21 protein-coding genes, 2 tRNA genes and 1 pseudogene are annotated in these 25,645 nt (G+C 70.7%); 9 read left to right on the forward strand and 15 right to left on the reverse strand.

Features of this window, described 5'->3' with window-relative positions:
• Positions 1–63 precede the first annotated feature (63 nt).
• Positions 64–1,170: a tRNA 2-thiouridine(34) synthase MnmA gene (gene mnmA / locus QRN30_RS08810; protein ID WP_031259645.1), complete on the reverse strand. Its 1,107-nt coding sequence runs from the start codon at positions 1,168–1,170 to the stop codon at positions 64–66.
• A gap of 56 nt (positions 1,171–1,226) precedes the next feature.
• Here mnmA and QRN30_RS08815 point away from each other — a divergent pair, with 56 nt between their 5' ends.
• From QRN30_RS08815 to QRN30_RS08825, 3 genes are all read left to right on the forward strand, one after another.
• On the forward strand, positions 1,227–2,534 hold the full coding sequence (locus QRN30_RS08815) for an MFS transporter (protein ID WP_056073008.1): 1,308 nt from the start codon (positions 1,227–1,229) through the stop codon (positions 2,532–2,534).
• A 212-nt stretch (positions 2,535–2,746) separates the two neighbouring features.
• Positions 2,747–2,827 (forward strand) — tRNA-Leu (locus QRN30_RS08820).
• A gap of 145 nt (positions 2,828–2,972) precedes the next feature.
• Positions 2,973–3,680 (forward strand): DedA family protein, encoded by a 708-nt coding sequence (locus tag QRN30_RS08825; RefSeq protein WP_017887011.1) that lies wholly within the window; start codon positions 2,973–2,975, stop codon positions 3,678–3,680.
• A gap of 112 nt (positions 3,681–3,792) precedes the next feature.
• Here QRN30_RS08825 and rdgB read toward each other — a convergent pair whose 3' ends face one another.
• From rdgB to murI, 3 genes are read right to left on the reverse strand one after another with little or no spacing between them, the layout of a single operon-like run.
• The gene (gene rdgB, locus QRN30_RS08830; RefSeq protein ID WP_042539203.1) at positions 3,793–4,386 is read right to left on the reverse strand and encodes an RdgB/HAM1 family non-canonical purine NTP pyrophosphatase; all 594 of its coding nucleotides are present in this window, start codon (positions 4,384–4,386) and stop codon (positions 3,793–3,795) included.
• Positions 4,383–5,120, reverse strand: coding sequence for a ribonuclease PH (gene rph, locus QRN30_RS08835; RefSeq protein ID WP_194590229.1), 738 nt, complete (start codon positions 5,118–5,120; stop codon positions 4,383–4,385). Before rph ends, rdgB begins: the two co-directional genes overlap by 4 nt.
• Positions 5,117–5,962, reverse strand: a complete 846-nt coding sequence (gene murI, locus QRN30_RS08840) for a glutamate racemase (RefSeq protein ID WP_042539226.1) — start codon at positions 5,960–5,962, stop codon at positions 5,117–5,119. The genes rph and murI overlap by 4 nt, the downstream gene beginning before the upstream one ends.
• 112 nt (positions 5,963–6,074) lie before the next feature.
• Here murI and QRN30_RS08845 point away from each other — a divergent pair.
• Positions 6,075–7,367, forward strand: a pseudogene (locus QRN30_RS08845) (nicotinate phosphoribosyltransferase); the annotation flags it as partial.
• Positions 7,368–7,555: 188 nt separating this feature from the next.
• Here QRN30_RS08845 and QRN30_RS08850 read toward each other — a convergent pair.
• From QRN30_RS08850 to QRN30_RS08860, 3 genes are all read right to left on the reverse strand, one after another.
• Positions 7,556–7,816: a DUF3039 domain-containing protein gene (locus QRN30_RS08850; protein ID WP_017887016.1), complete on the reverse strand. Its 261-nt coding sequence runs from the start codon at positions 7,814–7,816 to the stop codon at positions 7,556–7,558.
• 105 nt (positions 7,817–7,921) lie between these two features.
• A complete protein-coding gene (locus tag QRN30_RS08855) occupies positions 7,922–9,493 on the reverse strand; it encodes a hypothetical protein (protein WP_056073005.1) in 1,572 nt (523 codons plus the stop codon).
• Positions 9,469–10,743: an ABC transporter ATP-binding protein gene (locus QRN30_RS08860; protein ID WP_284760913.1), complete on the reverse strand. Its 1,275-nt coding sequence runs from the start codon at positions 10,741–10,743 to the stop codon at positions 9,469–9,471. Before QRN30_RS08860 ends, QRN30_RS08855 begins: the two co-directional genes overlap by 25 nt.
• A gap of 297 nt (positions 10,744–11,040) precedes the next feature.
• Between QRN30_RS08860 and QRN30_RS08865 the strand changes: the two genes are divergently transcribed.
• From QRN30_RS08865 to QRN30_RS08880, 4 genes are all read left to right on the forward strand, one after another.
• A complete protein-coding gene (locus QRN30_RS08865; RefSeq protein ID WP_017887019.1) occupies positions 11,041–11,736 on the forward strand; it encodes a phosphocholine cytidylyltransferase family protein in 696 nt (231 codons plus the stop codon).
• Positions 11,737–11,780: 44 nt separating this feature from the next.
• Entirely contained in the window at positions 11,781–12,605 is an 825-nt protein-coding gene (locus QRN30_RS08870) for an ABC transporter permease (protein WP_017887020.1), read from the forward strand.
• The gene (locus tag QRN30_RS08875) at positions 12,605–13,375 is read left to right on the forward strand and encodes an ABC transporter ATP-binding protein (protein WP_017887021.1); all 771 of its coding nucleotides are present in this window, start codon (positions 12,605–12,607) and stop codon (positions 13,373–13,375) included. Before QRN30_RS08870 ends, QRN30_RS08875 begins: the two co-directional genes overlap by 1 nt.
• 116 nt (positions 13,376–13,491) lie before the next feature.
• Positions 13,492–13,794 carry a hypothetical protein gene (locus QRN30_RS08880; RefSeq protein ID WP_017887022.1) on the forward strand — a complete coding sequence of 101 codons (303 nt, stop codon included), beginning with the start codon at positions 13,492–13,494 and terminating at the stop codon, positions 13,792–13,794.
• Between the two features lie 47 nt (positions 13,795–13,841).
• Here the strand turns inward: QRN30_RS08880 and QRN30_RS08885 are convergent, their stop codons facing one another.
• The 5 genes from QRN30_RS08885 to QRN30_RS08905 all read right to left on the reverse strand — a co-directional run bounded on the left by QRN30_RS08885 (position 13,842) and on the right by QRN30_RS08905 (position 20,069).
• A complete protein-coding gene (locus tag QRN30_RS08885; protein WP_042539195.1) occupies positions 13,842–15,074 on the reverse strand; it encodes a CDP-glycerol glycerophosphotransferase family protein in 1,233 nt (410 codons plus the stop codon).
• A gap of 43 nt (positions 15,075–15,117) precedes the next feature.
• A complete protein-coding gene (locus tag QRN30_RS08890) occupies positions 15,118–16,041 on the reverse strand; it encodes a glycosyltransferase family 2 protein (protein WP_374101240.1) in 924 nt (307 codons plus the stop codon).
• Entirely contained in the window at positions 16,038–16,859 is an 822-nt protein-coding gene (locus tag QRN30_RS08895) for a CDP-alcohol phosphatidyltransferase family protein (protein ID WP_071251162.1), read from the reverse strand. The genes QRN30_RS08890 and QRN30_RS08895 overlap by 4 nt, the downstream gene beginning before the upstream one ends.
• A gap of 4 nt (positions 16,860–16,863) precedes the next feature.
• Positions 16,864–17,907, reverse strand: coding sequence for a glycosyltransferase family 2 protein (locus QRN30_RS08900; RefSeq protein WP_017887026.1), 1,044 nt, complete (start codon positions 17,905–17,907; stop codon positions 16,864–16,866).
• 182 nt (positions 17,908–18,089) lie between these two features.
• Complete coding sequence (locus tag QRN30_RS08905; RefSeq protein ID WP_284760917.1) at positions 18,090–20,069, reverse strand: S1C family serine protease; 1,980 nt, start codon at positions 20,067–20,069, stop codon at positions 18,090–18,092.
• A gap of 191 nt (positions 20,070–20,260) precedes the next feature.
• Between QRN30_RS08905 and QRN30_RS08910 the strand changes: the two genes are divergently transcribed.
• Entirely contained in the window at positions 20,261–21,469 is a 1,209-nt protein-coding gene (locus QRN30_RS08910) for an aminotransferase class I/II-fold pyridoxal phosphate-dependent enzyme (protein WP_042539191.1), read from the forward strand.
• 31 nt (positions 21,470–21,500) lie between these two features.
• Here QRN30_RS08910 and QRN30_RS08915 read toward each other — a convergent pair whose 3' ends face one another.
• The 3 genes from QRN30_RS08915 to QRN30_RS08925 all read right to left on the reverse strand — a co-directional run bounded on the left by QRN30_RS08915 (position 21,501) and on the right by QRN30_RS08925 (position 25,608).
• On the reverse strand, positions 21,501–22,340 hold the full coding sequence (locus tag QRN30_RS08915; RefSeq protein WP_284760919.1) for a carbon-nitrogen hydrolase family protein: 840 nt from the start codon (positions 22,338–22,340) through the stop codon (positions 21,501–21,503).
• Between the two features lie 74 nt (positions 22,341–22,414).
• Positions 22,415–22,491: transfer RNA gene (locus QRN30_RS08920), tRNA-Met, on the reverse strand.
• 63 nt (positions 22,492–22,554) lie between these two features.
• Positions 22,555–25,608, reverse strand: coding sequence for a UPF0182 family membrane protein (locus QRN30_RS08925; protein WP_236559552.1), 3,054 nt, complete (start codon positions 25,606–25,608; stop codon positions 22,555–22,557).
• Between the last annotated feature and the right edge of the window lie 37 nt (positions 25,609–25,645).

Below are 25,645 nucleotides of genomic sequence, written 5' to 3' on the forward strand. Positions count from 1 at the left end.
ATCAGTTCTACCGTGCACCACCGACGCGGCGTGCAGCGGGCGTGTGCCCCGGGAGCGGCGGGGTCAGGCGTCGACGGGGACGGCGCTGACCGTGGTGTCGATCGTGCACTGGCCGAGCACCCGCGTGCCGACGTAGACCACGGCCGTCTGTCCGGGAGCGACCCCGTGCAGCGGCTCGTCGACGTCGATCACGAGCACGTCGTCCTGCACCCGGGCGGTCGCGGGCACCGGGTCGGCGTGCGCGCGGATCTGCACGTCGCAGGCGAACGGCGTCGCGGGGTCGGCCGGCGCCGTGCCCGCCCAGGTGAAGCGCGAGCCCGACATCGAGGTGACGGCGAGGGCTTCCTTCGGGCCGACGACGACGGTGTTGTCCTTCGGGCGGATCTCGAGCACGAACCGCGGCTTGCCGTCCGGCGCCGGACGACCGAGGGCCAGGCCGCGACGCTGTCCGACGGTGTAGCCGGTCGCGCCCTCGTGCGAGCCGACGACCGTGCCGTCCCGCTCGACGACCTCGCCGGGAGCCGTGCCGACGCGGTCCGCCAGCCAGCCGCGGGTGTCGCCGTCCGGGATGAAGCAGATGTCGTACGAGTCCGGCTTCTGGGCGACCGTCAGCCCGCGCTCGGCGGCCTCGGCTCGGACCTCGTCCTTCGACGGGGTCGCGCCGAGTGGGAACATGGCGTGCTGCAGCTGCTCGGCGGTCAGGACCCCGAGCACGTACGACTGGTCCTTCGCCCAGGCGGCCGACCGGTGCAGCTCGCGGGAGCCGTCCGGGCCGGTGACGATCGAGGCGTAGTGCCCGGTCGCGACGGCATCGAAGCCCAGGGCCAGGGCCTTCTCGAGCAGCGCCGCGAACTTGATCCGCTCGTTGCAGCGCATGCAGGGGTTCGGGGTGCGGCCGGCCTGGTACTCGGCCACGAAGTCGTCGACGACGTCTTCCTTGAACCGGGCCGAGAAGTCCCACACGTAGTACGGGATCCCGAGGGCCGACGCGGCGCGCTGGGCGTCCATCGAGTCCTCGATGGTGCAGCACCCGCGGCTGCCGGTGCGCAGGGTGCCGGGCATCCGGCTCAGGGCCAGGTGCACGCCCACCACGTCGTGGCCGGCGTCGACCGCCCGGGCTGCGGCCACCGCCGAGTCGACACCACCGCTCATCGCCGCAAGAACACGCATGCCCCCAGGGTAACCCGCCGACGAAGCGGTACCGCTGGCGTACGGTTGGTCGAGCGATGGCCACGACGGGGAACGACTCATTCGACTTCCGGTCCGTCCTGCTGTCCGGGTTCCTGCCCGCAGCGCTCTTCGCGATCGGCGAGGGCGCGATCATCCCGATCATCCCGATCGCCGCCGACTCGCTCGGTGCCAGCCTGGCGTTCGCGGGCTTCGTCGCCTCGCTCATCCTGGTCGGCGAGCTCATCGGCGACGTGCCGTCCGGCATCGTCGTCGCCCGCATCGGTGAGCGGAACGCGATGATCGGCGCCGCACTCGTCTCGGTGGTCGGGCTCGTGGTCGCCACGACGGCCACGAACGCCTGGGTCCTGGCACTCGGGGTGTTCCTGGTCGGTGTCTCCACCGCGGTCTTCGCCCTCGCTCGGCACGCCTACATGACCACCGCGATCCCGCTGCGGATCCGCGCCCGGGCGCTGTCCAGCCTCGGCGGCGTCTTCCGCTTCGGCTACTTCGTCGGGCCGTTCATCGCCGCCGGTGTCATCCACCTGACCGGCACCACCAGCAGCGCCTTCTGGATCCACGTCGTCTGCTGCCTGGCGGCGGCGGTCGTGCTCCTGGTGCTGCGCGACCCGGCGACGGGCACACGCGGTCTGCGGTTGCCGCCACGGGCCTCCAGGCAGTCGACCGGCCACGGGGCGGACGCGAGCGGCCACGCGACCGAACCGCCCGCCGACACGGGCGCGCAGTTCGTCCAGCAGGAGGCGCAGGGGCTCTTCCGCACCATCCGCGCGAACGGGGCGGTCCTGCTGCGGCTCGGCAGCGGCGCCGGCCTGATCGGAGCGATGCGCGCCGGGCGGCAGGTGATCCTGCCGCTGTGGGCGGTGAGCGTCGGCCTCGACGACTCGACCGCGGCGCTGGTGATCGGCATCGCCGGAGCGGTCGACTTCGCGCTGTTCTACACGAGCGGGCAGATCATGGACCGGTGGGGGCGGCTCGCGAGCGCCCTGCCCTGCATGCTCGGCCTGAGCATCAGCTACTTCCTGCTCGCCTGGAGCGGCCACCTGGACGCCCGGGTCGGCTGGTTCGTCGCGATCGCGATGGGCATGTCGCTGGCGAACGGCGTCGGTTCCGGCATCCTCATGACGCTCGGCGCGGACCTCGCCCCGCGCGACGCCCCGGCACCGTTCCTGGGGGCGTGGCGGTTCACCGGCGACTTCGGGTCGGCGGCGGCACCGCTCCTCATCTCCGGCGTGACCGCCGTCGCCTCCATCGCGGTCGCGAGCGGGGTCATGGGCGTGCTCGGCCTGGTCGGCGCGGGCATCCTGCTCCGCTACGTGCCCCGGTACCTGCCGCGCCCGTTGCGCTGACGCACGGCGCGCACCGTGCGCGCTGTCGCTTCGTGGCGCACCGTGCGCGCTCCTCCGCTCCGTGCGCCGTTGACCGCACCGTGCGCATCCACAGCGCCGCACCCAGCCGCCAAGGTCGCACCGGGTGGCGGATCGCGCACAGTGCGTCCCACGGCCTGGAGGCCCGGTGCACGTCCGCCGCGCACCCCGTGCTCGGTAGACTGCCGCTGCTCGCGGGAGTGGTGGAATCGGTAGACACGCAGGATTTAGGTTCCTGTGCCCCAGGCGTGAGGGTTCGAGTCCCTCCTTCCGCACCGAGTCCCCCCTGCCACACGGTTGCGGTCATCCGCACGCCTCGAGCAGGTCATTCCTGCGAGGGATGGCCCGGCCACTCCCGGGCGGTACCCTCGTCCCGCGGGTGTCCTCCCCGTGACCCCCGCCTCCACGACCGGAAGAACCATGCACTCCGTCGCACTCGCCCTGATCCCGTGGCTCGATCCGCAGTACATCCTCGACCACTTCGGGGCCATCGCCGTGCTCGTGGTCTGCGCGATCGTGTTCGCCGAGACCGGTCTGCTCATCGGCTTCATCTTCCCGGGCGACAGCCTGCTGGTCATCACCGGTCTGTTCGCCTTCGACCGCGGCGGCGAGATCGGCGGCATCCCGATCTGGGTCGCAGCGCTGATGATCGGCGCTGCCGCGTTCCTCGGCGGCGAGCTCGGGTACTACATCGGCAAGAAGGCCGGGCCACCGATCTTCGAACGTAAGGACAGCGGGCTCTTCTCGAAGGCGAACGTCGAGCGCACCAACGCGTTCTTCCACCGCTTCGGCCCCCTCGCCGTGATCCTGGCGCGCTTCGTGCCGGTCGTCCGCACCTTTGCCCCGATCGCCGCGGGCGTCGGCCGGATGGACTACAAGAAGTACTCGCTCTACAACGCCATCGGCGCCGTGGTCTGGGGCGTCGGGGTGACGTTCCTCGGGTACTTCATCGGGCACATCCCCTTCGTGGCGCACATCGTCCGCGAGTACATCGACATCATCCTGCTGGCCGCCGTCGTCGTGACCGTCGTGCCGATGGCGCTGACGTACCTGCGCAACGCCCGCAAGGCGAAGCACGCGAACGAGGCCGAGGCCGCCGCGACCCCGACGGTCGACCCGACGCTCTAGTCGCAGCACCGACTGTCCGGCGCGTCCGCGCGTCGACGGACAACGAAGTCGCCCCGGGCCACGTGATCACGTGGTCCGGGGCGACTTCGGTCGTTCGGAACGGAACGGGCGCTCAGACGCCGAAGTGCTCCCGCACGACCGGCGCGATCCCGCGGAACGCCTTGCTGCGGTGCGACAGCGCGTTCTTCTCGTCGCGGGTGAGCTCCGCCGACGAACGATCCGCGTCGTCCGGCCGGAACACCGGGTCGTAGCCGTGGCCGCCGTCGCCGACGGGTTCGGTCAGGACCTCGCCGTTCCAGACGGCCTCGACCACGTGCTCCTGACCGTCGGGCGTCACGAACGCGGCCGCGCACACGAAGGCAGCGGTGCGCTCGACGACGCCGTCCAGGTTCTGCAGCAGCAGCGCGATGTTGTCGGCGTCCGACCGGGTGCCGGCGTACCGGGCCGAGTGGATGCCCGGTGCGCCGTCGAGTGCGTCGACGGCGATGCCGGAGTCGTCGGCGAGCGCCGGCAGCCCCGTGTGGGCGACCGCGGCACGGGCCTTGATCAGGGCGTTCGCCGCGTAGCTGTCGCCGTCCTCGACCGGCTCCGGACCGTCGTACCCGACGAGTTCGACGCCCTCGCCCAACGCCGACCCGAGGATCTCGCGCAGTTCGACGACCTTGCCCTGGTTGTGGGTGGCCAGCACCACCTCGCGGGACGTCACGCCAGGCCCAGGACCGAACGCTGGATCGCCGCGAGCGACTGGTTGCCGGCCAGGCCCAGGTCGAGCAGGACGTTCAGCTCGTCGCGGTCGAACGGCGCGTGCTCGGCGGTGCCCTGCACCTCGATGAACTTGCCCGACCCCGTCGTGACGATGTTCATGTCGGTGTCGGCGGCGGAGTCCTCGGTGTAGGCCAGGTCGAGCATCGGCTCGCCCTTGACGATGCCGACGGAGATCGCCTGCACACTGTCGGTGAGCGGGGTGGCCTTCTTGGCGATGAAGCCCTTGGCGCGCCCCCACTCGATCGCGTCGACCATCGCGACGTACGCGCCCGTGATCGACGCCGTGCGGGTGCCGCCGTCGGCCTGCAGCACGTCGCAGTCGATGACCAGGGTGTTCTCGCCCAGGGCCTTCGTGTCGACGACGGCCCGGAGCGACCGGCCGATCAGGCGGGAGATCTCGTGCGTGCGGCCGCCGACCTTGCCCTTGATGGACTCGCGCTGCATGCGCTCGTTCGTCGACCGCGGCAGCATCGAGTACTCGGCGGTGACCCAGCCGGTGCCCTTGCCGGCGAGCCAGCGGGGCACGCCGTTGGTGAACGACGCGGTGCAGAGCACCCTGGTGTCACCGAACGAGATGAGCGCGCTGCCCTCGGCCTGCGAGCTCCACCCCCGCTCGATCGTGACGGGACGGTGGTCGGTGGCGGTGCGGCCGTCGACGCGGAGTGTGTCGGTCATGGGGTCCTTTCGGTGCGGGGCAGCGTGATGGCCCCCGTCTGGAGGTGGCCGACGCTCGAGACCTCGGGTCCGAGGAAGCGCCGGGCGAGCCGGATGAAGCCGTTCTTGTCGTCGCCCGTCGCCTCGAACGAGTAGGTCGGGGCGGTGGTCGCGGTGCGCTCGAGCCCGTGCTCCACGAGTCGGCGGTAGACGTCGTTCGCGGTCTCCTCGGCGCTGGAGACGAGCGTGACCTCCGGACCCATGACGAACTGGATCGCGGCGGACATCAGCGGGTAGTGGGTGCAGCCGAGCACCAGGGTGTCGACGTCGGCGGCGCGGATCGGGTCGAGGTACCCGGCCGCGACCGCACGGAGCGACGGCGACGAGGTGTCACCCGCCTCGACGAACTCGACGAACCGCGGGCACGCGGCCGTGGTCAGCCTGACGTCGGCAGCGACCGCGAAGGCGTCCTCGTAGGCGCGCGACGCGATGGTGCCGACGGTGCCGATGACCCCGATGCGGCCCGTCCGGGTCTGCTTGACGGCGGCGCGGGCGGCCGGCTGGATGACCTCGACCACCGGGATGCCGTACGCCTGCTCGTAGCGTTCGCGGGCGTCCCGGAGCACGGCGGACGAGGCGGTGTTGCACGCGATCACCAGCGCCTTGACGCCCTGGTCGACCAGGTCGTCCATGACCTCGAGCGCGTAGCGGCGGACGTCCGCGATGGGCTTCGGACCGTAGGGCGAGTGCACGGTGTCCCCGACGTACCGGATGCTCTCGCGCGGGAGCTGGTCGATGATGGCGCGGGCCACCGTGAGCCCACCGACCCCGCTGTCGAAGACTCCGATCGGTGCATCCGTCACGGCACCAGCGTACCGACGCCCGCCGACGAGCACCGACGCGACCACGCGCGCCACGCTGGCCGGGCGCACGGGGTGATCCGGGCCTCCCCACCGGCACGTCACTAGTGTCGGAGACGTGACCAGCGCGCTCCTGACGGACCAGTACGAACTCACCATGGTCGACGCGGCCCTGAAGGACGGGACCGCCGACCGGCGATGCGTCTTCGAGGTGTTCGCCCGGCGGCTGCCGGACGGCCGCCGCTACGGTGTCGCGGCCGGCCTCGGACGCTTCCTCACCGCCCTCGGCGACTTCCGCTTCGGCGACGAGGAGATCGGGTTCCTGCGCGACCGCGGCGTCATCGACGCCGGCACCGCGGCGTGGCTCGCCGACTACCGGTTCACCGGCGACGTCCGGGCGTACCGCGAGGGCGAGGTGTACTTCCCGAACTCCCCCATCCTGCAGATCGAGGGCACCTTCGCCGAGGCCGTCGTGCTCGAGACCCTCGCGCTGAGCATCTACAACGCGGACTCCGCGATCGCCTCGGCCGCCGCCCGCATGGTGTCCGCCGCAGACGGCCGCCCGCTCGCCGAGATGGGTTCCCGCCGCACCGGCGAGTGGAACGCCGTCGCCGCCGCCCGTGCCGCGTACATCGCCGGGTTCGGCGCGACGAGCAACCTCGAGGCCGGGCGCACCTGGGGCATCCCGACGATGGGCACCGCCGCGCACGCCTTCACGCTGCTGCACGACTCCGAGGAGCAGGCCTTCCGCTCGCAGCTCGACGCGCTCGGCAACGCCACGACCCTGCTCGTCGACACCTACGACATCGAGGCAGCCGTGGAGACCGCCGTCCGGCTCACCGACGGCAAGCTCGGCGGCGTCCGGATCGACAGCGGTGACCTGCCGTCGGTCGTCGCCGCGGTGCGCGCACAGCTCGACCGGCTCGGCGCGACGAGCACGAAGATCACGGTGACGAACGACCTCGACGAGTACACGATCGCCGCACTCCGAGCCGCCCCGGTGGACTCGTACGGCGTCGGGACCTCGGTGGTCTCCGGCTCGGGGCACCCCGCCGCCGGCATGGTGTTCAAGCTCGTGGCACACCGGGACGCCGACGGTGGTGACTGGGTCCCCGTCGCCAAGAAGTCAGCCGACAAGGCGTCGATCGGCGGCCGGAAGGAGGCGGGCCGACGCCTCCGCAACGGCGTCGCCACCGCCGAGGTCGTGCTCACCGGAGCGCAGGTCGGTCCGGATGAGCGACCGCTCCTCGTCCCCGTCGTCACCGGCGGCGAGGTCGACCCGGCGTTCCTCGGCACGCAGGGCGTCGAGGCCGCACGCGCGCACCACAAGCGCGCGAAAGCGGAGCTGCCCGCCGACGCGTCGCGCATCGGACGTGGCGACCCCGCCATCCCGACCCTGGTGATCTGACGTCGCGGCGCGCGCCGCGCACATCGTGTCGCGTCGCGTCGCGTGCCCGCTTGGTGAGCAGGAATGGTCGCCTGCCCGACGGCGACCCGACCGCTTCTGCTCACGATGCGCAGCCGGCGGACGCGGCAGACGGACAGGAGGCCCGTGGCGGCGTCGCCACGGGCCTCCTGTCCGCCTGGCGGTCGCGTCTACTCGGACTTCATCTTCTCGTAGATCGCCTTGCAGTCCGGGCAGACCGGGAACTTCTCCGGGTCGCGGCCCGGGATCCACTTCTTGCCGCACAGGGCCTTGACCGGCTTGCCGGACAGGGCCGACTGCAGGATCTTGTCCTTCTTGACGTAGTGCGAGAACCGCTCGTGGTCACCGGGTTCGATCGCTTCTTCTTCGAGGAGCTTCTCGAGCTCCCGGTCCATCACGTCGAGGCCGCCGCCTGGTTCCGTCATGCTCATGGTTCCAGGGTACGACGGTCCGCCCTCGGGCGCGCCGCCCGTCCCGCTCGTCGCGCTGTGCCGCTGGGCCGTTAGTCGCGCTGTGCCGCTGGTTGCGTCGTGCCGCTAGTTGCGCTGTGCCGCGGCGAGCAGGTCGGGGCCGCGTCGGTCGAACAGGCGTCCGCCGACGGAGATACCGATGACGAGCACGACGGCACCGACCCCGATGCCCACCAGGAGCGTCAGCACCGACCACGGCTCCGGACCCTGCACGACGGCGAGCACCGCGAGACAGGCGGCGGGGACCGTGCAGAGCACGATGCCGATCACCATGGAGGCCTGCGCCACCGTCGCCGTGACGCCGGCGGCCTGCGGCTGCTGGAACGGGTGATCGCCCGGGCGCACCGTCGGGTACGGCATCAGCACCGACAGGACGCTCGACAGCCCGAGGCCGGACAGCAGTGCACTCGCACTCACACCGATGAGCAGCGGGAACGCCGCCCAGTCGCCGAACAGCCGTGCGGAGAGCGCGGCGCCGGCGACGATCGCGGGCGCTCCCACGACCAGCACGGGCACGACGCGACCGAGCCGATCGCTCCACCCGGGCGCACCGGAGGCGACGTGCAGCCACACGGCCGTGTTGTCGTAGGAGACGTCGTTGTGCGGCAGGAACCCGGCGATGAGGGCCATCAGCGGCAGCGGCACGAGCGCGGTCCACTGCCACGGCACCCCGGCGACACCGAGCGGGATCACGACGATCGGCACGAGCAGGATGATCAGGTACGACGTGCGGTACCGCGGGTCGCGCACCCAGTAGGTGAGCGCCCGGGCGGCGACGGCGGACACCGGGGCCGACCCGAAGCGGTCGAACCAGCCGAGGCCCTGGTACCGGCGAGTGCGGGGTCGGTCGTCGACGGTCTCGAGGGCACGGCCGACGAGCGACCACCACGCCCACGCGAGGAGTGCGACGACGACGACCGCGATCAGGAGCTTCAGGAGGCCGGCACCGACGTGGCCGCTCGCGACCTCGGCCGGCACGGCCCAGGCGGCGCCCCAGGGGGTCCACCCGGCGACGTCCGCGACGCGCTGCATCTCGGCGCCCTGCGGATCGAGCCACTCGACGCGCAGCAACAGCGCCACCGTCGGGATCGAGAGGACGACGATGACGAGGGCCACCAGCCACCCGGCGTCCCGGGAGCGGTCCGGGCCGATCAGCCGCGAACCGACGGTGCAGCACACCCGGATCAGCAACGCGCAGGTCGCGACGCCGAGCAGACCACCGACGACCGCGAGCAGTCCGAGCCCGGGGTCACGGGCCCAGGCGACGACCTGACCGGCCGCGACGACGACCACACCGATGACGGGGATGCCGACGAGTCCGGCGACCACGAGCCCGATCGCCAGGCGACGTCGCTCGATCCCGAACACGGCGAAGCGCCGCGGGTCGAGCTGGTCGCTCCGCCCGACGACGAGTGGCACGACCGTGAACCCGAAGGCGATCAGGGTGCCGACGGGCACGACCACGGCGCGTGCGACGTCCGGGTCGGCGTCGCCGAGCGCGATCGTCCGCGACGCGACGAACACGGCGGCGAGGAGACCGACGAGGCTGGCGAGCACGACGGCGACGGAACGGCGGGCGGTGCCGCGGACCTCGCCCGCGAGCAGGTCCGCCCTCAGCCGGAGAAGCTGTGCAACCATTCCATGCTCTCTGCGACGACACGACCGCCGGCGAGTTCGACGAACTTGTCCTCGAGGCTCTTGCGGCCGCGGACCTGGGCCATGGTGCCGGACGCCAGGACCTTGCCGCCGACGATGATGGCGACCGAGTCGCAGGTGCGCTGCACGAGCTCCATCGAGTGGCTCGACAGCACCACGGTGCCGCCGCCCCGGGTGTAGCGGCGCAGGATGTCCGTGATCGTCGCGGCGCTCACCGGGTCGACCGACTCGAACGGCTCGTCGAGCACGAGCACCCGCGGTGAGTGGATGAGGGTCGCGGCCAGGGCGATCTTCTTCGCCATGCCGACGGAGTAGTCGGCGACCTGGCGCCCGAGCGCCTCGCCCAGCCCGAAGGCCTCGGCGAGGTCGGCGCTGCGCTTCCGGGCGGTGGTGCCGTCGAGCCCGCGGAGCGTGGCCGAGTAGTACAGCAGCTGCGCACCGGTCAGCCGGTCGAACAGGCGGAGCCGGTCCGGCAGGACTCCGAGGCTCCGCTTCGCGGCCGTGGGGTCGGCCCACACGTCGTGGTCGAGCACGGTCACCGAGCCGGCGTCGGGGCGCAGCAGTCCGGTGATCATCGAGAGGGTCGTCGTCTTGCCGGCGCCGTTCGGGCCGACCACGCCGAAGATCGAGCCCTGCCGGATCTCGAGGTCGACCTCGTCGACGGCCAGGGTCTGTCCGTACCGCTTCACGAGGCCGCTCGCCGCGAGCACCACGGGTTGGAGCGTCTGGGGTTGCTTCGGCGCGGCGGTGCGGGGTGCACGCTTCTTCGCCGCGGGCGAAGCGGCGGTGGTCGCCTGGTCGGCGTCGCCCGTCGCGTCGTCGGCGGCCGTCGGCGCGGGAGGCTCGGCCTCGGTCCGCGGGGCGGCCTTCGTCGGGCGCTTGGTGCGTCCCTTGCCGCCGCGCGCCTTCGCGGGGCGCGGCGCGGCTGCCGGGGTCGGGGCGTCTGCCGGGCCCGGAGCCTCGTCGGAGCGGGCGTCCGTCACGCCGTCGGCGCGGGTGCCCGTCGTCTCGTCGGTGCTGGCGTCCGTCGTCTCCCCGGTGCGGGTGACCGTCGTCTCGCCGGTCATCGCGTCATCAGTGGCGGTGTCGTCCGCATCCGTGTCCCCCGTGTCGTCGTCTGCTGCGTCCTCCGCAGCCGCGGCGGTGTCCGCGTCGTCGGCGTCCCCCGCCTCGGTCATCCAGGCAGCGTCGGCCGTGGCGTACACGTCCTCGTTCTCTGCTCGCGCTGGCATCGACCCACCGTACCAACGGTCTCCGACCGGCGGGGACCGAGTCGGCCAGGGTCACGAATTGAGTACGAAGCGCGCCGACCCGTACCCAGCGAGGGGGTGTTTCCGTATCATTCACCAGGGCACGAAGGAGTGTTCACCACTTGGAAACCTGCTCCAGCAGGCGATCCCGGCGGCCTCCTCGCAGCGACTTCCACGTCGACGCGACCGGTTCTCGGGCAACTCGGACGTTGGAAGCGCAGACTCGACGAGGCCCGCCCGTACCCCAGGGTGCGCGGGCGGACACCAGAAGGGACCAGCATGACCACGCAGATAGTGATCCTCGCAGCGGGGATGGGCAGCCGGCTCGGCCGCAGCCTGCCGAAGCCGCTCACGGAGCTCAGTGACGGCCGCACCATCATGCAGCAGCAGTTCGACAACATCCGCGCCGCGTTCGGTTCGAGCGCCCGCGTGACGATCGTCGTCGGCTACAAGTCGGAGCACATCGTCGAGGCCTTCCCCGAAGCGAACTTCGTCTACAACGAGTCGTACGACTCCACGAACACCTCGAAGAGCCTGCTGCGCGCGCTCAAGGCCACCGGCAAGAGCGGTGTCCTCTGGATGAACGGCGACGTGGTCTTCGACCCGATGGCGCTCGTCCGTGCGGCCGACATGATCGACGAAGGCCGTTCCTTCGTCAGCGTCAACACCGACAAGGTCTCCGACGAAGAGGTCAAGTACACGGTCGACGCCGAGGGCTTCATCCACAAGCTGTCCAAGCAGGTCGTCGGGGGTCTCGGCGAAGCCGTCGGGATCAACTACGTCTCCGCGGCCGACAAGCAGGCCCTCATCCGTCAGCTCGGTCGCGTCGACGACCAGGAGTACTTCGAGGGCGGCATCGAAGCTGCCATCGCCGAGGACGGGCTACGCTGGACGCCGATCGACATCTCCGACCTGTACGCGGTCGAGATCGACTTCGCCGAGGACCTCGAGCGCGCGAACAACCTGTTCGCCTGAACCACCCGTCAGGACCCCTCGGCGGTTCCGCCCGAAGGGAAACCGTGACCACAGCGAGTGCGCCGACCGCGCCCGCGGCTGCCGCACCTGCGAGCGCCCGGAGCGCCGGTCGGCGCTATCGTCAGGCCCTCTGGCTGCTGACCGTCCGCGACCTCCGCGTCCGCTACTCGACGTCAGCGCTCGGCTACGTGTGGTCGATCCTCGACCCGCTCGTGATGTCGGGGATCTACTGGTTCGTCTTCACGCAGGTCTTCCACCGCGGTTCCGTCGGTGAAGATCCGTACATCGTGTTCCTGCTGTCCGCGCTGCTGCCGTGGATGTGGTTCACCGGCGGGGTCTCGGACTCCACCCGGGCGTTCATCAAGGAATCGAAGCTCATCCGCTCCACCACCATCCCCCGCACGATCTGGGTGGCACGGATCGACGCGTCGAAGGGCATCGAGTTCCTGCTGAGCCTGCCGGTCCTGGCGGCCTTCGCGATCGCGACGGGTGCGCACCTGCACTGGCAGGTCGTGTTCTTCCCGTTGGCGATCGTGCTGCAGTGCGCGCTGGTCTACGGCCTGGGGCTCATCGTCGCGCCGCTCGTGGTCTTCTTCCGCGACCTCGAGCGGGCCACCAAGCTCGTCCTGCGGTTCCTGTTCTACGCGTCCCCGATCATCTACGGCACCCACGCGCTGCCCTCTGCACTGCGCGACATCGCCGCGGTCAACCCGCTCACCGGCATCTTCGGCATGTACCGTGCGGCGTTCTTCCCGGGCCAGCTCGACTGGCTCGAGGTCTGCGCGTCGGTGGTCGTGACCGGCATCGTGCTCGTGATCGGGTTCGCGGTGTTCCGCCGCAGCGAGCACCGCGTGCTGAAGGAGCTGTGATGACCGCGACCGACCAGACCCGGCGCACCGAGACCGTCGCACCGGTCATCTCCGTCCGCGGCGCCGGCATCTGCTTCAAACGCAACCGTCGGGCGAGCCGGAACTTCAAGGACCTGTTCGCCGGGCGTGGACGCCGCAAGCGCGCCGACGAGTTCTGGGCCCTGCGCAACGTGTCGTTCGACGTCCGCCCGGGCGAGGCGATCGGGGTCGTGGGACGGAACGGCCAGGGCAAGTCGACCCTGCTGAAGCTGGTGGCCCAGGTCATGTTGCCCGACGAGGGCCGCGTCGACGTGGGCGCCGGCGTCGCGCCGCTCATCGAGATCACCGGTGGGTTCGTCGGCGACCTCACGGTCCGGGACAACGTGTACCTGACGGCCGGTCTGCACGGCATGTCACGGGCCGAGATCCGCGATGCCTTCGACGAGATCATCGAGTTCGCCGAGATCGCGGACTTCGTCGACACCCCGTACAAGCACCTGTCGAGCGGCATGAAGGTCCGCATCGCGTTCGCCGTGATCTCCCGGCTCGACGAACCGGTCATCCTGGTCGACGAGGTCCTGGCCGTGGGCGACAAGGCCTTCCGCGAGAAGTGCTACAAGCGCATCGAGGAGCTCCTGGCCGGCGGTCGGACGCTGTTCTTCGTCTCCCACAGCGACAAGGACCTCCGTCGTTTCTGTGATCGCGGGCTCTACCTCGACAAGGGTCGTCTGCAGCTCGACGGCACCATCGAGGCCGCGCTCGCCCGGTACGCGGCGGACTACGGCTCCTGACCGGCCGGGGTACTCCCCCGCACGAACGCGCGCACCGGTGGCCCCCTCCACAGCCCCCGGTCCTCGTGGCCGCAACCGGGGTCCCGCCGTCGGACCCTCCCCCTAACGTTCCCCCCATGCACCACCCACCAACCGCGTACGCCGTCCCGTTCGCCGTCGACCGATCGCACGCACCGCGCCGGTACGACCTCGTCAACACCGGCTCCGAGCCGGTCGACGGGCTCTCCCTCACCCATCTGGGCAACGGCTACTGCCCACCGCTCGCGGTGCGTCGCCTCGACCCGGGCCGTTCGCTGTCCCTGGCGGTCTTCGGTGCCGACCCCGAGGACACCGGGGTCGTCATCGTGCGGTGGCGCCGACCCGACCGCTCCGAGTACCTCTGGCGGATGTCGCTCGTCGGGCCGGGCCTCCAGCCGTGACGCGGCCCGAGCACCCGGCACCGGAGATCCGGGGTGACGACGGAGCGTCAGCGCCCGTCGCGTTCGGCGGCGACGGTCCGCCACCGTTCCAGCAGCCACTCCACGGCGGCGTGGAACCGCTCCGTGGCGGCGCCCGGCGTCGTGTCGCCGAAGTACCGGGCGACCCAGTGCTGCAGACGTGCGAGCTCCTCGGCGTCGCTCGCAGCGGCGTCGACGCGGGCGATCACCGATGTGGCGTCGGCCGCGGTCAACCAGTTGGCGTCGCTCAGGTACCCACGCTCGTCGACGTCGGCCTCGGGCGAGACCGGACGCGTGACGATGAGCGGCTTGCCCACCGCGAGCCGGTCGTAGATCATCGCGCTGATGTCGGTGATCGCCACGTCGGCGTCCGCCAGCTGCCAGCCCAGGTCACCACCGTCGTCGTACAGGTGGTGCGCCGCAGGGTCGGCGGTGTTCGCGGCGCTGATCGCCGCGACGATCCGTTCGTGCGCCGCGCGGTACGCCGGGTCGAGCACGCCGCTGCGCGGGTGTGGGCGGTACACCAGACGGTGTCGGCGCGACGCGAGCACCTGGTCCGCGATGACCGTGCCGTGCGACGCGATCGACCCGTACGCCGCGGCGCCGCGGTCGCCCTCCCACGTCGGGGCGTAGAGCACGACGGTCCGGTCGTCGTCCGGGTACGGAGCCGCTCCGGCGAAGTGGTCGGCCTGCGGGCGTCCGATCGCGATCGTCCGGGCGTCCAGGTCGTAGTCCCACAGTGCCTCGGCCAGTCGGTCACGCGCGGCATCGCCCGCGACCAAGGCGTAGTCGTACGCCTTGAACTGGTTCGTGGTCATGTACATCTTGTCGCTCTCGCCGTGGTTGACGAAGACGTGCCACATCCGCCCGTACCGCATCATCTGGAAGTTGCGGGCGTTCTGGTTGACGTACAGCACCACCTTCGGCGCCTGGGTGTCGACGAAGTGCTCGAGGTCGACCACCTGCCGGGCGTAGACCGCGGGCACGGGCGACTCGTCGAGCAGCGTCAGCATGGTCCCCGGGCTCCGCGAGATGATCGCCACCGGGTGCGTCTTCGCGAGCTCGGCCAGCGGTGCGTACCACTGACGCACCTGGTACATGTTGACCGGGCCGTCGGCGAAGTACACGGCGATCTCGATCGAACCGGGCTTCGGCTGCCGCGCGGACGGCAGTCGCTGTGCGAGCTGACGACGGCTCCGGCGTGACGTCAGGAGTCGCTCGGCGAGCCGCAGTGCGGTCCGTAGGTCGCTGATGATCGACATGGTGCTTCTTCCGGGTCTGCTCTGGCGGGACGGGGCTGACGGGTCAGACGACCGGTGGCCGCCCTGCGATGGTCATCCGTGCGACTGTGAGCCAGCCCATCGGCCGGGCCGGTCCGCAGTCGGTCGTCCAGCCTTCACGGATCGCTCCGAACCAGGTGGCCAGCCGGCGGGGATGACGCCACCAACGTGCGATCTGGATCACGGCCCACGACCCCACGTACAGCGGCCGCAGCACCGCCGGCAGGTTCCGGCGAGCGAGCCACACCCGGTTGCGGGCGTTCAACCGGTAGTACTCGGCGTGCCGTGCCGGGTCGATCGCGGGGTGGTGCGCGACGAGGTCCCCGGCGTACCAGGTCCGTCGCCCGGCGTCCCAGACGCGCCAGGCGAGCTCGATGCCCTCGTGGGCGTAGAAGTACTCGGCGCCCCAGCCACCGACGACCCGGTACACGTCCATCGGCAGCACGACGGCGCCTTCCCAGACCGAGAAGACCGGCGACGAGTGGTCCGGTTCGCCCTTGCGGATGCGCGGCACCCACCGGCGCGGGTTCGCGGCGCCCGTGGGGTCGACGACCCGTGGTTGCACGAGGCCCAGCGACGGGTCGTGCTCGAACAGCGCGATCGCGTCCCGCAGGAACGTCGGCGACGGCACGGATGCGTCGTCGTCGAGGAAGAACACGTAGTCGCCGTCGACGGCCTCGGCCCCGGCGTTCCGCCCCGCAGGGATCCCGACGTTCTCGGGCAGGGCCAGCGCGCGCACGCCGTCCGGCAGCCCGGTCGGCGCCCAGCCGTTGCCGACGCAGACGACGTCGAGCTCGACACCCTGCTGCGCGAGCACACTGTCCAGACCGCGGCGCAGGTCGTCCGGCCGGGTGCCCTGCGACAGGCTCACGACGGCGACGCGCGGTCGTTCGCGGTGCACCACCGCGTGGCGACGGCCGGTGCCGGGGACGGTCGTGCCCTCGGTCACGCCTTGACCCGCTTCGACGCGATGATCGCCAGGAAGTGCCCGGCCGTCGCGAGCACGGCCAGCGGCAGCAGTGCACCGACCAGGATCCGGCTGGCCAGCGGGTCGCCGATCACCAGGGCGACCAGGGCGAAGACGAAGGCGAGCATGCTCAGCTCGACCGAGTGGTACAGACGATGGAACGGCAGGAACTTCGCCAGTCGGCGGAGCGAGGCGAGCTTGCGGCCGGACGGCGCGGTGGAGGCGTCCCGCCGGTCGACCAGCTTGTCGAGCCCGGCGTTCGCGCGGGCCACGTGCACCATGTCGTTGAGGGCCTTGTTCAGCACGATGACCAGGCCGAGTGCGCAGCCGATCGTGGTCCACATCCAGTCCGCGTCGTGGATCGGCCACGTGGCGGCCCGGATGCCGAGCGCGACCGGGATCAACCCCTCGGTCGTGTAGTGCCCGACCTTGTCCAGGAACACACCGGCGGGCGACTTGGTGCCACGCCACCGTGCGACCTCACCGTCGGAGCAGTCGACGAGCATCTGCAGCTGGCCGAGCACCAGCGCCAGTGCCGCGCCCCAGATGCCCGGGATCAGCAGGGCGGCAGCGACGCTCCACCCGACCAGGATCATCAGGCCGGTGACCTGGTTCGCACTGACACGGGTCTTCAGGAGCACCCAGGTCAGGTACGGCGAGACGTCGCGCAGGTACAGCGATGCGGTCCAGTGCTCGGCGTTGGCGCGCGCACGGACCTCGTCCGGCTGGGCGACGGCGCGGAGTTCGGCGATCGAGGTCGGCCGTGCGGATCCGCGGCCGGTCGTGGGCTGGTCGGTCATTCGGTCACCGTCCCGTGTGGGTGGTCAGCTCGGACGTGCGGGTCAGGAACCCGATGATGAACCCGAGCCCCCATCCCACGTGGATGCAGGGCAGCACGACGAGCAGCCAGAGGAGCGTCGGCAACCCGGAACGGCGCGCCACCGCGACCGACCCGAGCACGACGAAGAGCAGGTAGACGACGGGCACCACGAACCCGAGCAGCGCCCAGGCGAGCGGGGTGGCCAGCGCGGCGCCGACGATGCCGACGAGCCCGGCGACGATGCCCAGGGCCATCGCCGCGACCATGGCCGGCGGCACGAAGTACCGCAGCCCGTTGTTCGCCGGGAACCGACGGGCGAGCTCGCCGCGCCAGAGACCGGTGGCGACGAACTGCCGCACCAGGCGCTTCAGGCTCGGCCGCGGGCGGTACGTGACGACGAGCTCCGGCGTGAACCAGACGGTCCCGCCGGTCTGCCGCAGCCGCCGGTTGAGCTCCCAGTCCTGTCCGCGCTTGATGCCCTCGTCGAAGAGTCCGACGTCGAACAGCCGCTCCCGTCGGAACACCCCGAGGTAGGCGGTCTCGGCCGGGCCGGCGGTGCCGCCGACGTGGTGCGGCGTGCCACCCAAGCCGACGCGACTGCCGTAGGCCAGCGCGACGGCCCGTTCGAAGGGGGTCCGGCCCTCGGCGCGCATGATCCCGCCGACGTTGTCCGCACCGGAGTCCAGGAGCGTGCGCACCGCGATGCGCGTGTAGTCGGTGGGCAGGACCGAGTGCGCGTCGACACGGATGACGACGGGGTGCACGGACGCCCGGATCGCGACGTTCAGCCCGGCGGGCGTCGAGCCGATCGGGTTGTCGATCGCGCGGATCCGCGGGTCGGCTGCGCTCATCTCGGCGACGAGCTCGTTCGTGCCGTCGATCGACGGTCCGAGCGCGAGGATGACCTCGAACGGGCCCGTGTAGTCCTGGTCGAGCAGACTGCCCACGGCGGCCCGGACCTCGGTGACCTCGTTGAGCACGGGCATCACGTACGAGACGCCCGGCAGGGGCTGTCCGTCTGACTGCATGCGTACCTCGGGGTGCTGGCTGGCGGCACGGGACGCACCGGGGCGGTGCCGCCCCGCAGAGCGACCATGAGCCTATCAAGAGGCCGAACCGCTCACCTGCGTCGGCGCGGGACGCATCCCGTGACGGACGGGAGGCCCGGCGCACGTCGTGCCCCGGGCCTCCTGTCCGCCGTGTGGTGGCGTCAGCCCTTGCTGTCGAACGTCCCCAGCTTCACGTCGGCCTGGCGGGTCTGGCCGTCGCGGATGAAGCTGATCGTCGTCGAGGCGCCACCCGCGAAGAAGCGCACCTGCGCGGTCAGGTCGGTGGCGTTCGAGACGGACGCCGAGCCGATCTTGGTGACGACGTCGCCCTTCTGCAGACCGGCCTTCGCCGCGGCACCGCCGTTGGAGACCGACTTGATGAGAGCGCCCACCTGCGTGGCGCTGGCCTCGTCGGTGGCGTCGCCGACGGTTGCGCCGAGGAGACCGTGGGTCGCCGAACCGTTGTCCTTGATCTCGTTCGCGACCCGCTTGACCAGGTTCGCCGGGATCGAGAAGCCGACGCCGATGCTGCCGGCGGCCGACTCCGACGACGACGAGCTGCCGGCCGAGGCGATGGCCACGTTGATGCCGATCAGGCGGCCCTTCGAGTCGAGCAGTGCGCCGCCGGAATTGCCCGGGTTGATCGACGCATCGGTCTGGATGACCGGGAGCGAGACCGTGGTGTTCGCCGACGAGCTGCTGCCGTTGTCCCCGTTTCCCCAGAAGTCGAAGGGACCCGAGCCGCCGTTGCCGCCCTCGTTCGAGTCGCCGCCCTCGCTGGGGGCGCTCGAGGTGACCTGGATGCTGCGGTTCAGCGTCGAGACGATGCCGTCGGTGACGGTGTTCGACAGACCGAGCGGAGCGCCGATCGCGACCGCGGTGTCGCCGACGTTGAGCTTGGACGAGTCCGCGAACTCCATCGGCTTGAGGTCGGTCGCGTCGATCTTGATGACCGCGAGGTCGACCGTCGGGTCGGTGCCGATGAGCTTGCCCGCGTAGATCTTGCCGTTCGAGGTCGTCACGGTGATGCGGCCGTTCGAGCTGTCGCCGTCGAGGGTGACCACGTGGGTGTTGGTGACGATGTAGCCGTCCTTGCTCATCACCACACCGGAACCGGTGCCGGCCTCGTTGCTCGCGGACACGTTGATGGTGACGACCGACGGGGTGGCCTGTGCCGCGACGGCGGTGACCACGGTGGCGGAGTCGTAGTCGTTGACGGTCAGGTTGCCGCCCTGCGACGAACCGGAGGACACGACGCTGCCCCCGTCGTTGGTCGCCGACGAGGCGAGCCACCCGGCGCCGCCACCCACGAGCCCCGCAACGACGACACCGGCGATGATCGGCAGGAGCAGCTTGTTGCGGCCCGAGCGGTCCTTCGTCGTCGTGGTCGCGGCTGCGCCGGAGGCGTCGTCGCTGAAGTAGTGGCCGTTGCGCTGGTTCGAACCGTCGACGTCACCGAAGCCGCTCGTGGCCGACTGCGGGGCCGGTGCGGACGCGGTCGCGTACTCGGAGGACGAGCTCGGCGCGGCCGAGGACGTCGGCTGGGCGTACTCGCCGTAGCGGGGACGGTCGCCGACCGGCTGGCCGTACGGCGACTGCTGGCCGTACGGCGACTGCTGGCCGGCGGGGTTCTGGGGCTGCTGGCCGTACTGGCTCTGCTGGCCGTACTGCGTCGGCTGGCCGTACTGCGACGGCTGGCCGTACTGGCTCTGCTGGCCGTACGGGTTCTGGCTCTGCTGGGCCTGCTGGCCGTACTGCGACTGCTGTCCGTACGGGTTCTGGCTCGGCTGCGGCTGCGACTGGCCGTACGGTGACGTCTGCTGCCCGTATCCGCCCTGCTTCGCACCCGAGGAGTCACCGGAGACAGCCGGGTACGGTGCGGTGTAGCGGTCGGTCGGGTGCTCCGTCGACGACGGGATCACGTCCGTGTTGTCCGGGGTCGTCTCGTCGCTCGGGTTCTGGTTCTGGTTGTGGTTCTCGTCCTGGTTCGGGCGAGGGGTCTCGTCCGGCTGGTCGGAGTCGTTCGGCATCGACGTGTTCCCTCTCGTGGCCGCTGCTGCGGCGTCCTCACTGGCGGCAGGCGGAGCCGCATCGTCCGGACGGCGGTCGTCGCCCTGCCCGTTGGGCGTGGTGTCGGTCATGCTGGACGTGCTCCTTTCAAGCTTGTGCAGTCTGTCGCAAGCACCTGAGCGGTCCTTCTGTCGAGGCTGCGAGCCACCCCTGGCGATCTTATGCGTGCGCTGAACGACGGGACCCAGTCCACAGCGGGACGGACAGCTAGGTTGGGGACCGTTCAGCGCGACACGTCGTCGCCCGCACCGGAGGGAACCACATGCGCCAGGCAGGACCGTGGCTGCGAGCCGCCGACGGAGCGATGCTGCTGGGCCCCGACGGGGTCCCCGCACCGACGGTGTTCGCCGAGATGAGCGCCCTCGCCGCCACCACCGGTGCGGTCAACCTGGGGCAGGGCTTCCCGGACGAGGACGGTCCGGCCGCGGTGCTCGAGGCCGCGGTGCAGGCGATCCGCGACGGCGTGAACCAGTACCCGCCGGGCCGCGGCACCCCCGACCTGCGAGCGGCGATCGCCGAGCACCAGCAGCGGTGGTACGGCCTCCAGGTCGACCCCGACCGCGAGGTCCTGGTCACCGCCGGCGCGACCGAGGCGCTGGCCGCGACGCTCCTCGCCCTGGTCGAGCCCGGCGACGAGGTGATCACCTTCGAGCCGTTCTACGACGCCTACGGGGCACTCGTCCGGCTCGCCGGCGGCGTGCACGTCACGGTCCCCCTCACCGCACCCGACTTCCTGCCCGACGAGCGGACGCTCCGGGCGGCCTTCACCGACCGCACCCGCGCCGTGCTCGTGAACACCCCGCACAACCCGACCGGACGGGTCCTGCCCACCGAGGTCCTGCAGACGATCGTCGACCTGGCCACCGAACGCGACGCCGTGATCATCACCGACGAGGTCTACGAGCACCTGACGTTCGACGTCCCGCACACGCCCATCGCCACTCTGCCGGGCGCCGCCGAGCGGACCGTCTCGGTGTCGAGCGCTGGCAAGACCTTCAACACGACCGGCTGGAAGATCGGCTGGCTCACCGCTCCCCCGACACTCGTCGACGCGATCACGACGGTCAAGCAGTACCTGACGTTCGTGAACGGCGCACCCTTCCAGCCGGCCGTCGCCGTGGGCCTCCGTCTGCCCGACACCGTGTTCACCGGCATCGCCGCCGACCTGCGCGCGAAGCACGAACTGCTCGCCGACGGGCTGACGGCAGCGGGCTTCGACGTGATGCGACCGGACGGCGGGTACTTCGTCCTCGCCGACGCCGCCCCCCTCGGGTACGACGACGCCCGCGCGTTCTGCCTCGAGCTGCCCGCCCTGGCCGGGGTCGCCGGGGTGCCGGTCTCGGCGTTCGTCCGCCCGGACCACGTCGCCGGGTACCGGTCCCTGGTGCGCTTCGCGTTCTGCAAGCGTCGGAGCGTGCTCGAGGACGCCGCCGCACGTCTGGCGACCCTCGGATCGCGCCCACGCGCCTGAGACGCGACCGCGTCGGGACGCGACGGACGTGTCAGCGCTGCCCCGGGCCTCCAGGCGGGGTGCGCACGGACACGTCGTAGCGCCGCAGCGACAGCGACGGGTTCACCCGACGGACGGTGTCCGTGACGGTGGTGTCGATCGTGGCGGTGAGCAGGACCGGCGCGGCGCCGGCCGAGGCGACTGCGACGCCCGACGGGTCGAGGACGACCGAACCGCCGATCCCGATCGGCGGCGTCTGGCCGACCCCGACGATCCAGACGGTGTTCTCGATCGCACGTGCGGTGAGGAGCGTTCGCCAGTGGTGTTCCTTGCCGGGGCCACGCACCCACTCGGCAGGGAGCACGACGACGTCGGCCGCACCGGTCTCAGGGGCGGCGAGTCGACGGGTGACCTCCGGGAACCGCAGGTCGTAGCAGGTCTCGAGACCGATGCGGAGCCCGCCGAGTGTGAAGACCGGGAGCTGCTTCGGGTCGCCGGACTCGATGCGGTCGGACTCCCGCGACCCGAACGCGTCGTAGAGGTGGACCTTCCGGTACGTCGCCGCCAGGTCCCCCGAGGGGAGCACCGCGACCAGGGTGTTCCGGAAACGCTGTGGCGTGTCCGCCGACTCGGCGACCCCGACGACCAGGGCGATGCCCGTCGCCCGGGCGATGTCGCGGAGGCCCGTGACGAACGGGCCGTCCAACGGCTGTGCGGCGGCCACGAACCGATCGTCGATGTCTGCGGAGAAGTACGAGGTGTACTCCGGCGTGACGAGGAGGTCCGCGCCCCGGGCTGCCGCGTCGACGGCGGCGGTGCGCACGGTGGCGAGGTTGGCGACGGGATCGTCCACGGGGGCGAACTGCGCCGCCGCGATCGTGAGGGTGGCCATGCGGCGAGCGTACCCGGGGGCCGGCACACGAAGAAGGCCCCGGTCCTGTTGGACCGGGGCCTTCATGTGACGCTTGGTTGCGGGGGCAGGATTTGAACCTACGACCTCTGGGTTATGAGCCCAGCGAGCTACCGAACTGCTCCACCCCGCGGCACGTTTAGAAGCCTACACGGGGCCGTGGCGGGACACAAATCGAGTGCCCCGCCACGGTGTGTCAGTTGTCGTTCTCGGCTGCTGTCGCTGCCTCGATCGCGTCCTGGAGGCGCTGGTCGGCTTCCGCCGCAGCGACCAGGTCGTTGTCGGCGTAGGCCTCCTGGCGGTCCTGCAGGGCCGCCTTGGCCTCGGACAGCGCCTTCTGCAGCGCGTCGTTGTCGGTCGAGCCGGAGCCCGTCGAACCACCGGTCGAACCCTCGCCCGAGCCCTCGCCCGACCCGGACGAACCCGAACCGGAGCCCGCGTCCGAGCCGGATCCGCTGCCGGAACCGGAACCAGAACCGGACCCGCTGCCGCTGCCGCTCGCACCGGAGTCACCCGCTGCGGCGCCCGAGTCACCACCGAACAGCGAGTTCAGGGCCTCGTCGAGGGTGTCCTCGAACGCGATCTTGTCGCCGAAGGCCACCAGGACCTTCTGCAACAGCGGGTAGGAACCACTCGAGGTCGACTGGACGTAGACGGGCTGGACGTAGAGGAACCCACCGCCGACCGGGAGCGTGAGCAGGTTGCCCTGCTTCACGGTCGAGTTGCCGCGCTTCAGGATGTTCAGCTCCTGCGACACGTTCGAGTCACCGTTGAACAGGCTCTGCACCTGTCCGGGCCCTGGGATGTTGTCGGTCTTCGGCATCGTCAACAGCGTGAGTTTGCCGTAGCCCGACCCCTTCTCGCCCTTGCCGGCACCACCTGCATCGGAGTTCACCGCCAGGTAGCCGGTCAACACGTTGCGGTTGTTCGCGCCCGCGGTCTGCTGTGGGATGTACGTCGTGTACAGCGAGTAGGCGGTCCCCTGCCCCGGCACCTTCATGGTCAGGTAGTACGGGTCCTGCAGGTTCGCGCGGTTGGCCGTCGTCGTGGTCTGCGCCCCGAGCGCGTTCGTCGACGTCGCCGCGGTGTCGGCGTCACTGTCCGACGTCGCCGTGCTCGTCGGTTCCTGCGGGGTGTTCCACGCGTCGTCACCCGAGTAGAACGAGTTGGCGTTGGTCACGTGGTACGTGCCGAGGATCGAGCGCTGCACCTTGAACAGGTCGGTCGGGTACCGCACGTGGTCGAGGAGTTCGGCGCTCATGCTCGACACCGGCTTCATCGACGTCGGGAAGATCTTCTGCCACGTCTTCAGGACCGGGTCCTTCGTGTCCCACGTGTACAGGGTCACCTTGCCCGTGTAGGCGTCGACCGTGGCCTTGACCGAGTTCCGGATGTAGTTCACCTGGTCGGTGCGGTACGTCGAGGACTCGGCACCCGCGATGCTGTCCGACAGGCTCTGGCTCTGCGAGTACGGGTAGGCGTCGCTCGTGGTGTAGCCGTCCACGACCCACTGGATGCGGTGGTCGACGATCGCCGGGTAGGCGTCGCTGTCGACGGTCAGGTACGGCGCCGCCTTCTGCACACGGGTGATCGGGTCGCGGTCGTAGAGGATCTGCGAGTCCTTGTTCACCGCGTTCGAGAGCAGGATCTGCTCCGACTGGAACTTCGCGGCGTAGACGAGCCGGTTGAAGAAGTTGCCGAGGCTCGGCCCGCCGTTCCCGGCGTACGTGGTGGTGGCGTTGCCGCCGTTGTCGTCGTCGGAGCCGGACGGGTAGTCGAGCTCGACGTTCTTCGTGCCCTTCGGCGCACCGACGATCGAGTACGGCGGCGAGGTCTCACCGAAGTACACGCGCTGCTGGAAGTCGCCCAGCGCACCGTTCGACGGGATGCCGGACTCGAGGAACACCGGCTTGCCGTCACTCGCGCGCTGGTTGCCGTAGGCCGCGGTGACGCCGTACCCGTGGGTGTAGACGAACGCCCGGTTGTACTGGGTGTTCGCGGCCGAGCTGAGGCCGTCGAGGTCGATGTCGCGGACCGCGATCACGGTGTCCTCGGTCTCGCCCTTGACGTCGTAGCGGTCGACGTCGAGCTCCTTCGGGAACTGGTAGTACTGCCGGTACTGCTGCAGCTGGCTGAACGTGTCGGAGACGATCTTCGGGTCGATCAGGCGGATGTTGGCCGTCGTCTGGGCGTCCTGCGCCAGTGCGCCCGAGCTCGCCTCGGTCGTGGCGTCGTAGTTCTGCTCCTCGACACCGGCGACCCCGTACGCGTCACGGGTGGCCTTGATGTTCCGCTCGATGTAGGCGGACTCGAAGGTCCGCTCCGAGGGCTTCACCTGCAGCCGCTGGACGACCCACGGGTAGATGCCGCCGATCACGATCGCGGCGACGAGCAGCAGGCCAGTGCCGACGATCGAGATGCGCCAGCGGCCGATGACCGCCGTCAGGATGAAGAGCAGCGCGACGATCGCTGCGATGCCCGCCATGATCTCGCGACCCGGGATCACCGCGTTGACATCGGTGTACTGGGCACCGGTGATGAGCGAGTTCGACTTCGTCAGCGCCGCGTACTGGTCGAGCCAGAGGCTGACCGCCTGCAGCGCGATGTAGAGCGCCGCAGTGACCGCGAGCTGGATGCGCGCAGCGCGGGAGATCCGGACCTCACGACCACCGAAGCGGAGTGCGCCGTAGAGGTAGCTCGCGGCGAGCGCGGCGAGTCCGGCGATCAGGACGACGGCCGACGAGTAGGCCACGATCGAGCGCCAGAAGGGCAGCTCGAACACGTAGAACCCGATGTCCAGGCCGAACTGCGGGTCGGTCTTGCCGAACGGCGTCCGGTTGAAGTACTCGAGGACCATGCTCCAGCGGCCGGCCGTCGAGAGCCCGGCGAAGATGCCGAGCACCACGGGGATGCCGATCATGACGGCGCGTCGCAGCGGCTCGATGACCTGCTGGTAGCGGTCGAGCTGCGAGTTGAGCTTCGCGTAGACCGGACGGAACCGGAACGCGAGCGCGATGCTCACGAAGACCGGGACCGCCATGCCGAGGAAGCCGGCCACGAACATCAGCGTGCCGGCGATCCACCGGGTCGTGAGGACCTGCTGGAATCCGAGCTGCGCGAACCACGCGTAGTCGGTGTACAGGCTGGCGAAGATGAAGAAGGCGATCACCAGTGCGGCCAGCACGATGATCGTGACCACGATCGGGACCCGCGGCGAGCGCCGCCCCGAGGTGGACGAGGTTGTCGTCACTTGATGTGCTCCAGACGTGTCGGACCGGCGGGCCCGG

It is taken from the genome of Curtobacterium sp. MEB011 (assembly GCF_030209655.1).
Classification (GTDB): Bacteria; Actinomycetota; Actinomycetes; order Actinomycetales; family Microbacteriaceae; genus Curtobacterium; species Curtobacterium poinsettiae.

Excerpts from the sequence above, each read along its gene's own strand:
- mnmA (WP_031259645.1), bottom strand. The coding sequence starts at position 1,170 with ATGCGTGTTCTTGCGGCGATGAGCGGTGGTGTCGACTCGGCGGTGGCC.
- QRN30_RS08815 (WP_056073008.1), top strand. The coding sequence starts at position 1,227 with ATGGCCACGACGGGGAACGACTCATTCGACTTCCGGTCCGTCCTGCTG.
- QRN30_RS08825 (WP_017887011.1), top strand. The coding sequence starts at position 2,973 with ATGCACTCCGTCGCACTCGCCCTGATCCCGTGGCTCGATCCGCAGTAC.
- rph (WP_194590229.1), bottom strand. The coding sequence starts at position 5,120 with ATGACCGACACACTCCGCGTCGACGGCCGCACCGCCACCGACCACCGT.
- QRN30_RS08850 (WP_017887016.1), bottom strand. The coding sequence starts at position 7,816 with ATGAGCATGACGGAACCAGGCGGCGGCCTCGACGTGATGGACCGGGAG.
- QRN30_RS08855 (WP_056073005.1), bottom strand. The coding sequence starts at position 9,493 with ATGGTTGCACAGCTTCTCCGGCTGAGGGCGGACCTGCTCGCGGGCGAG.
- QRN30_RS08860 (WP_284760913.1), bottom strand. The coding sequence starts at position 10,743 with ATGCCAGCGCGAGCAGAGAACGAGGACGTGTACGCCACGGCCGACGCT.
- QRN30_RS08865 (WP_017887019.1), top strand. The coding sequence starts at position 11,041 with ATGACCACGCAGATAGTGATCCTCGCAGCGGGGATGGGCAGCCGGCTC.
- QRN30_RS08875 (WP_017887021.1), top strand. The coding sequence starts at position 12,605 with ATGACCGCGACCGACCAGACCCGGCGCACCGAGACCGTCGCACCGGTC.
- QRN30_RS08880 (WP_017887022.1), top strand. The coding sequence starts at position 13,492 with ATGCACCACCCACCAACCGCGTACGCCGTCCCGTTCGCCGTCGACCGA.
- QRN30_RS08885 (WP_042539195.1), bottom strand. The coding sequence starts at position 15,074 with ATGTCGATCATCAGCGACCTACGGACCGCACTGCGGCTCGCCGAGCGA.
- QRN30_RS08895 (WP_071251162.1), bottom strand. The coding sequence starts at position 16,859 with ATGACCGACCAGCCCACGACCGGCCGCGGATCCGCACGGCCGACCTCG.
- QRN30_RS08900 (WP_017887026.1), bottom strand. The coding sequence starts at position 17,907 with ATGCAGTCAGACGGACAGCCCCTGCCGGGCGTCTCGTACGTGATGCCC.
- QRN30_RS08905 (WP_284760917.1), bottom strand. The coding sequence starts at position 20,069 with ATGACCGACACCACGCCCAACGGGCAGGGCGACGACCGCCGTCCGGAC.
- QRN30_RS08910 (WP_042539191.1), top strand. The coding sequence starts at position 20,261 with ATGCGCCAGGCAGGACCGTGGCTGCGAGCCGCCGACGGAGCGATGCTG.
- QRN30_RS08915 (WP_284760919.1), bottom strand. The coding sequence starts at position 22,340 with ATGGCCACCCTCACGATCGCGGCGGCGCAGTTCGCCCCCGTGGACGAT.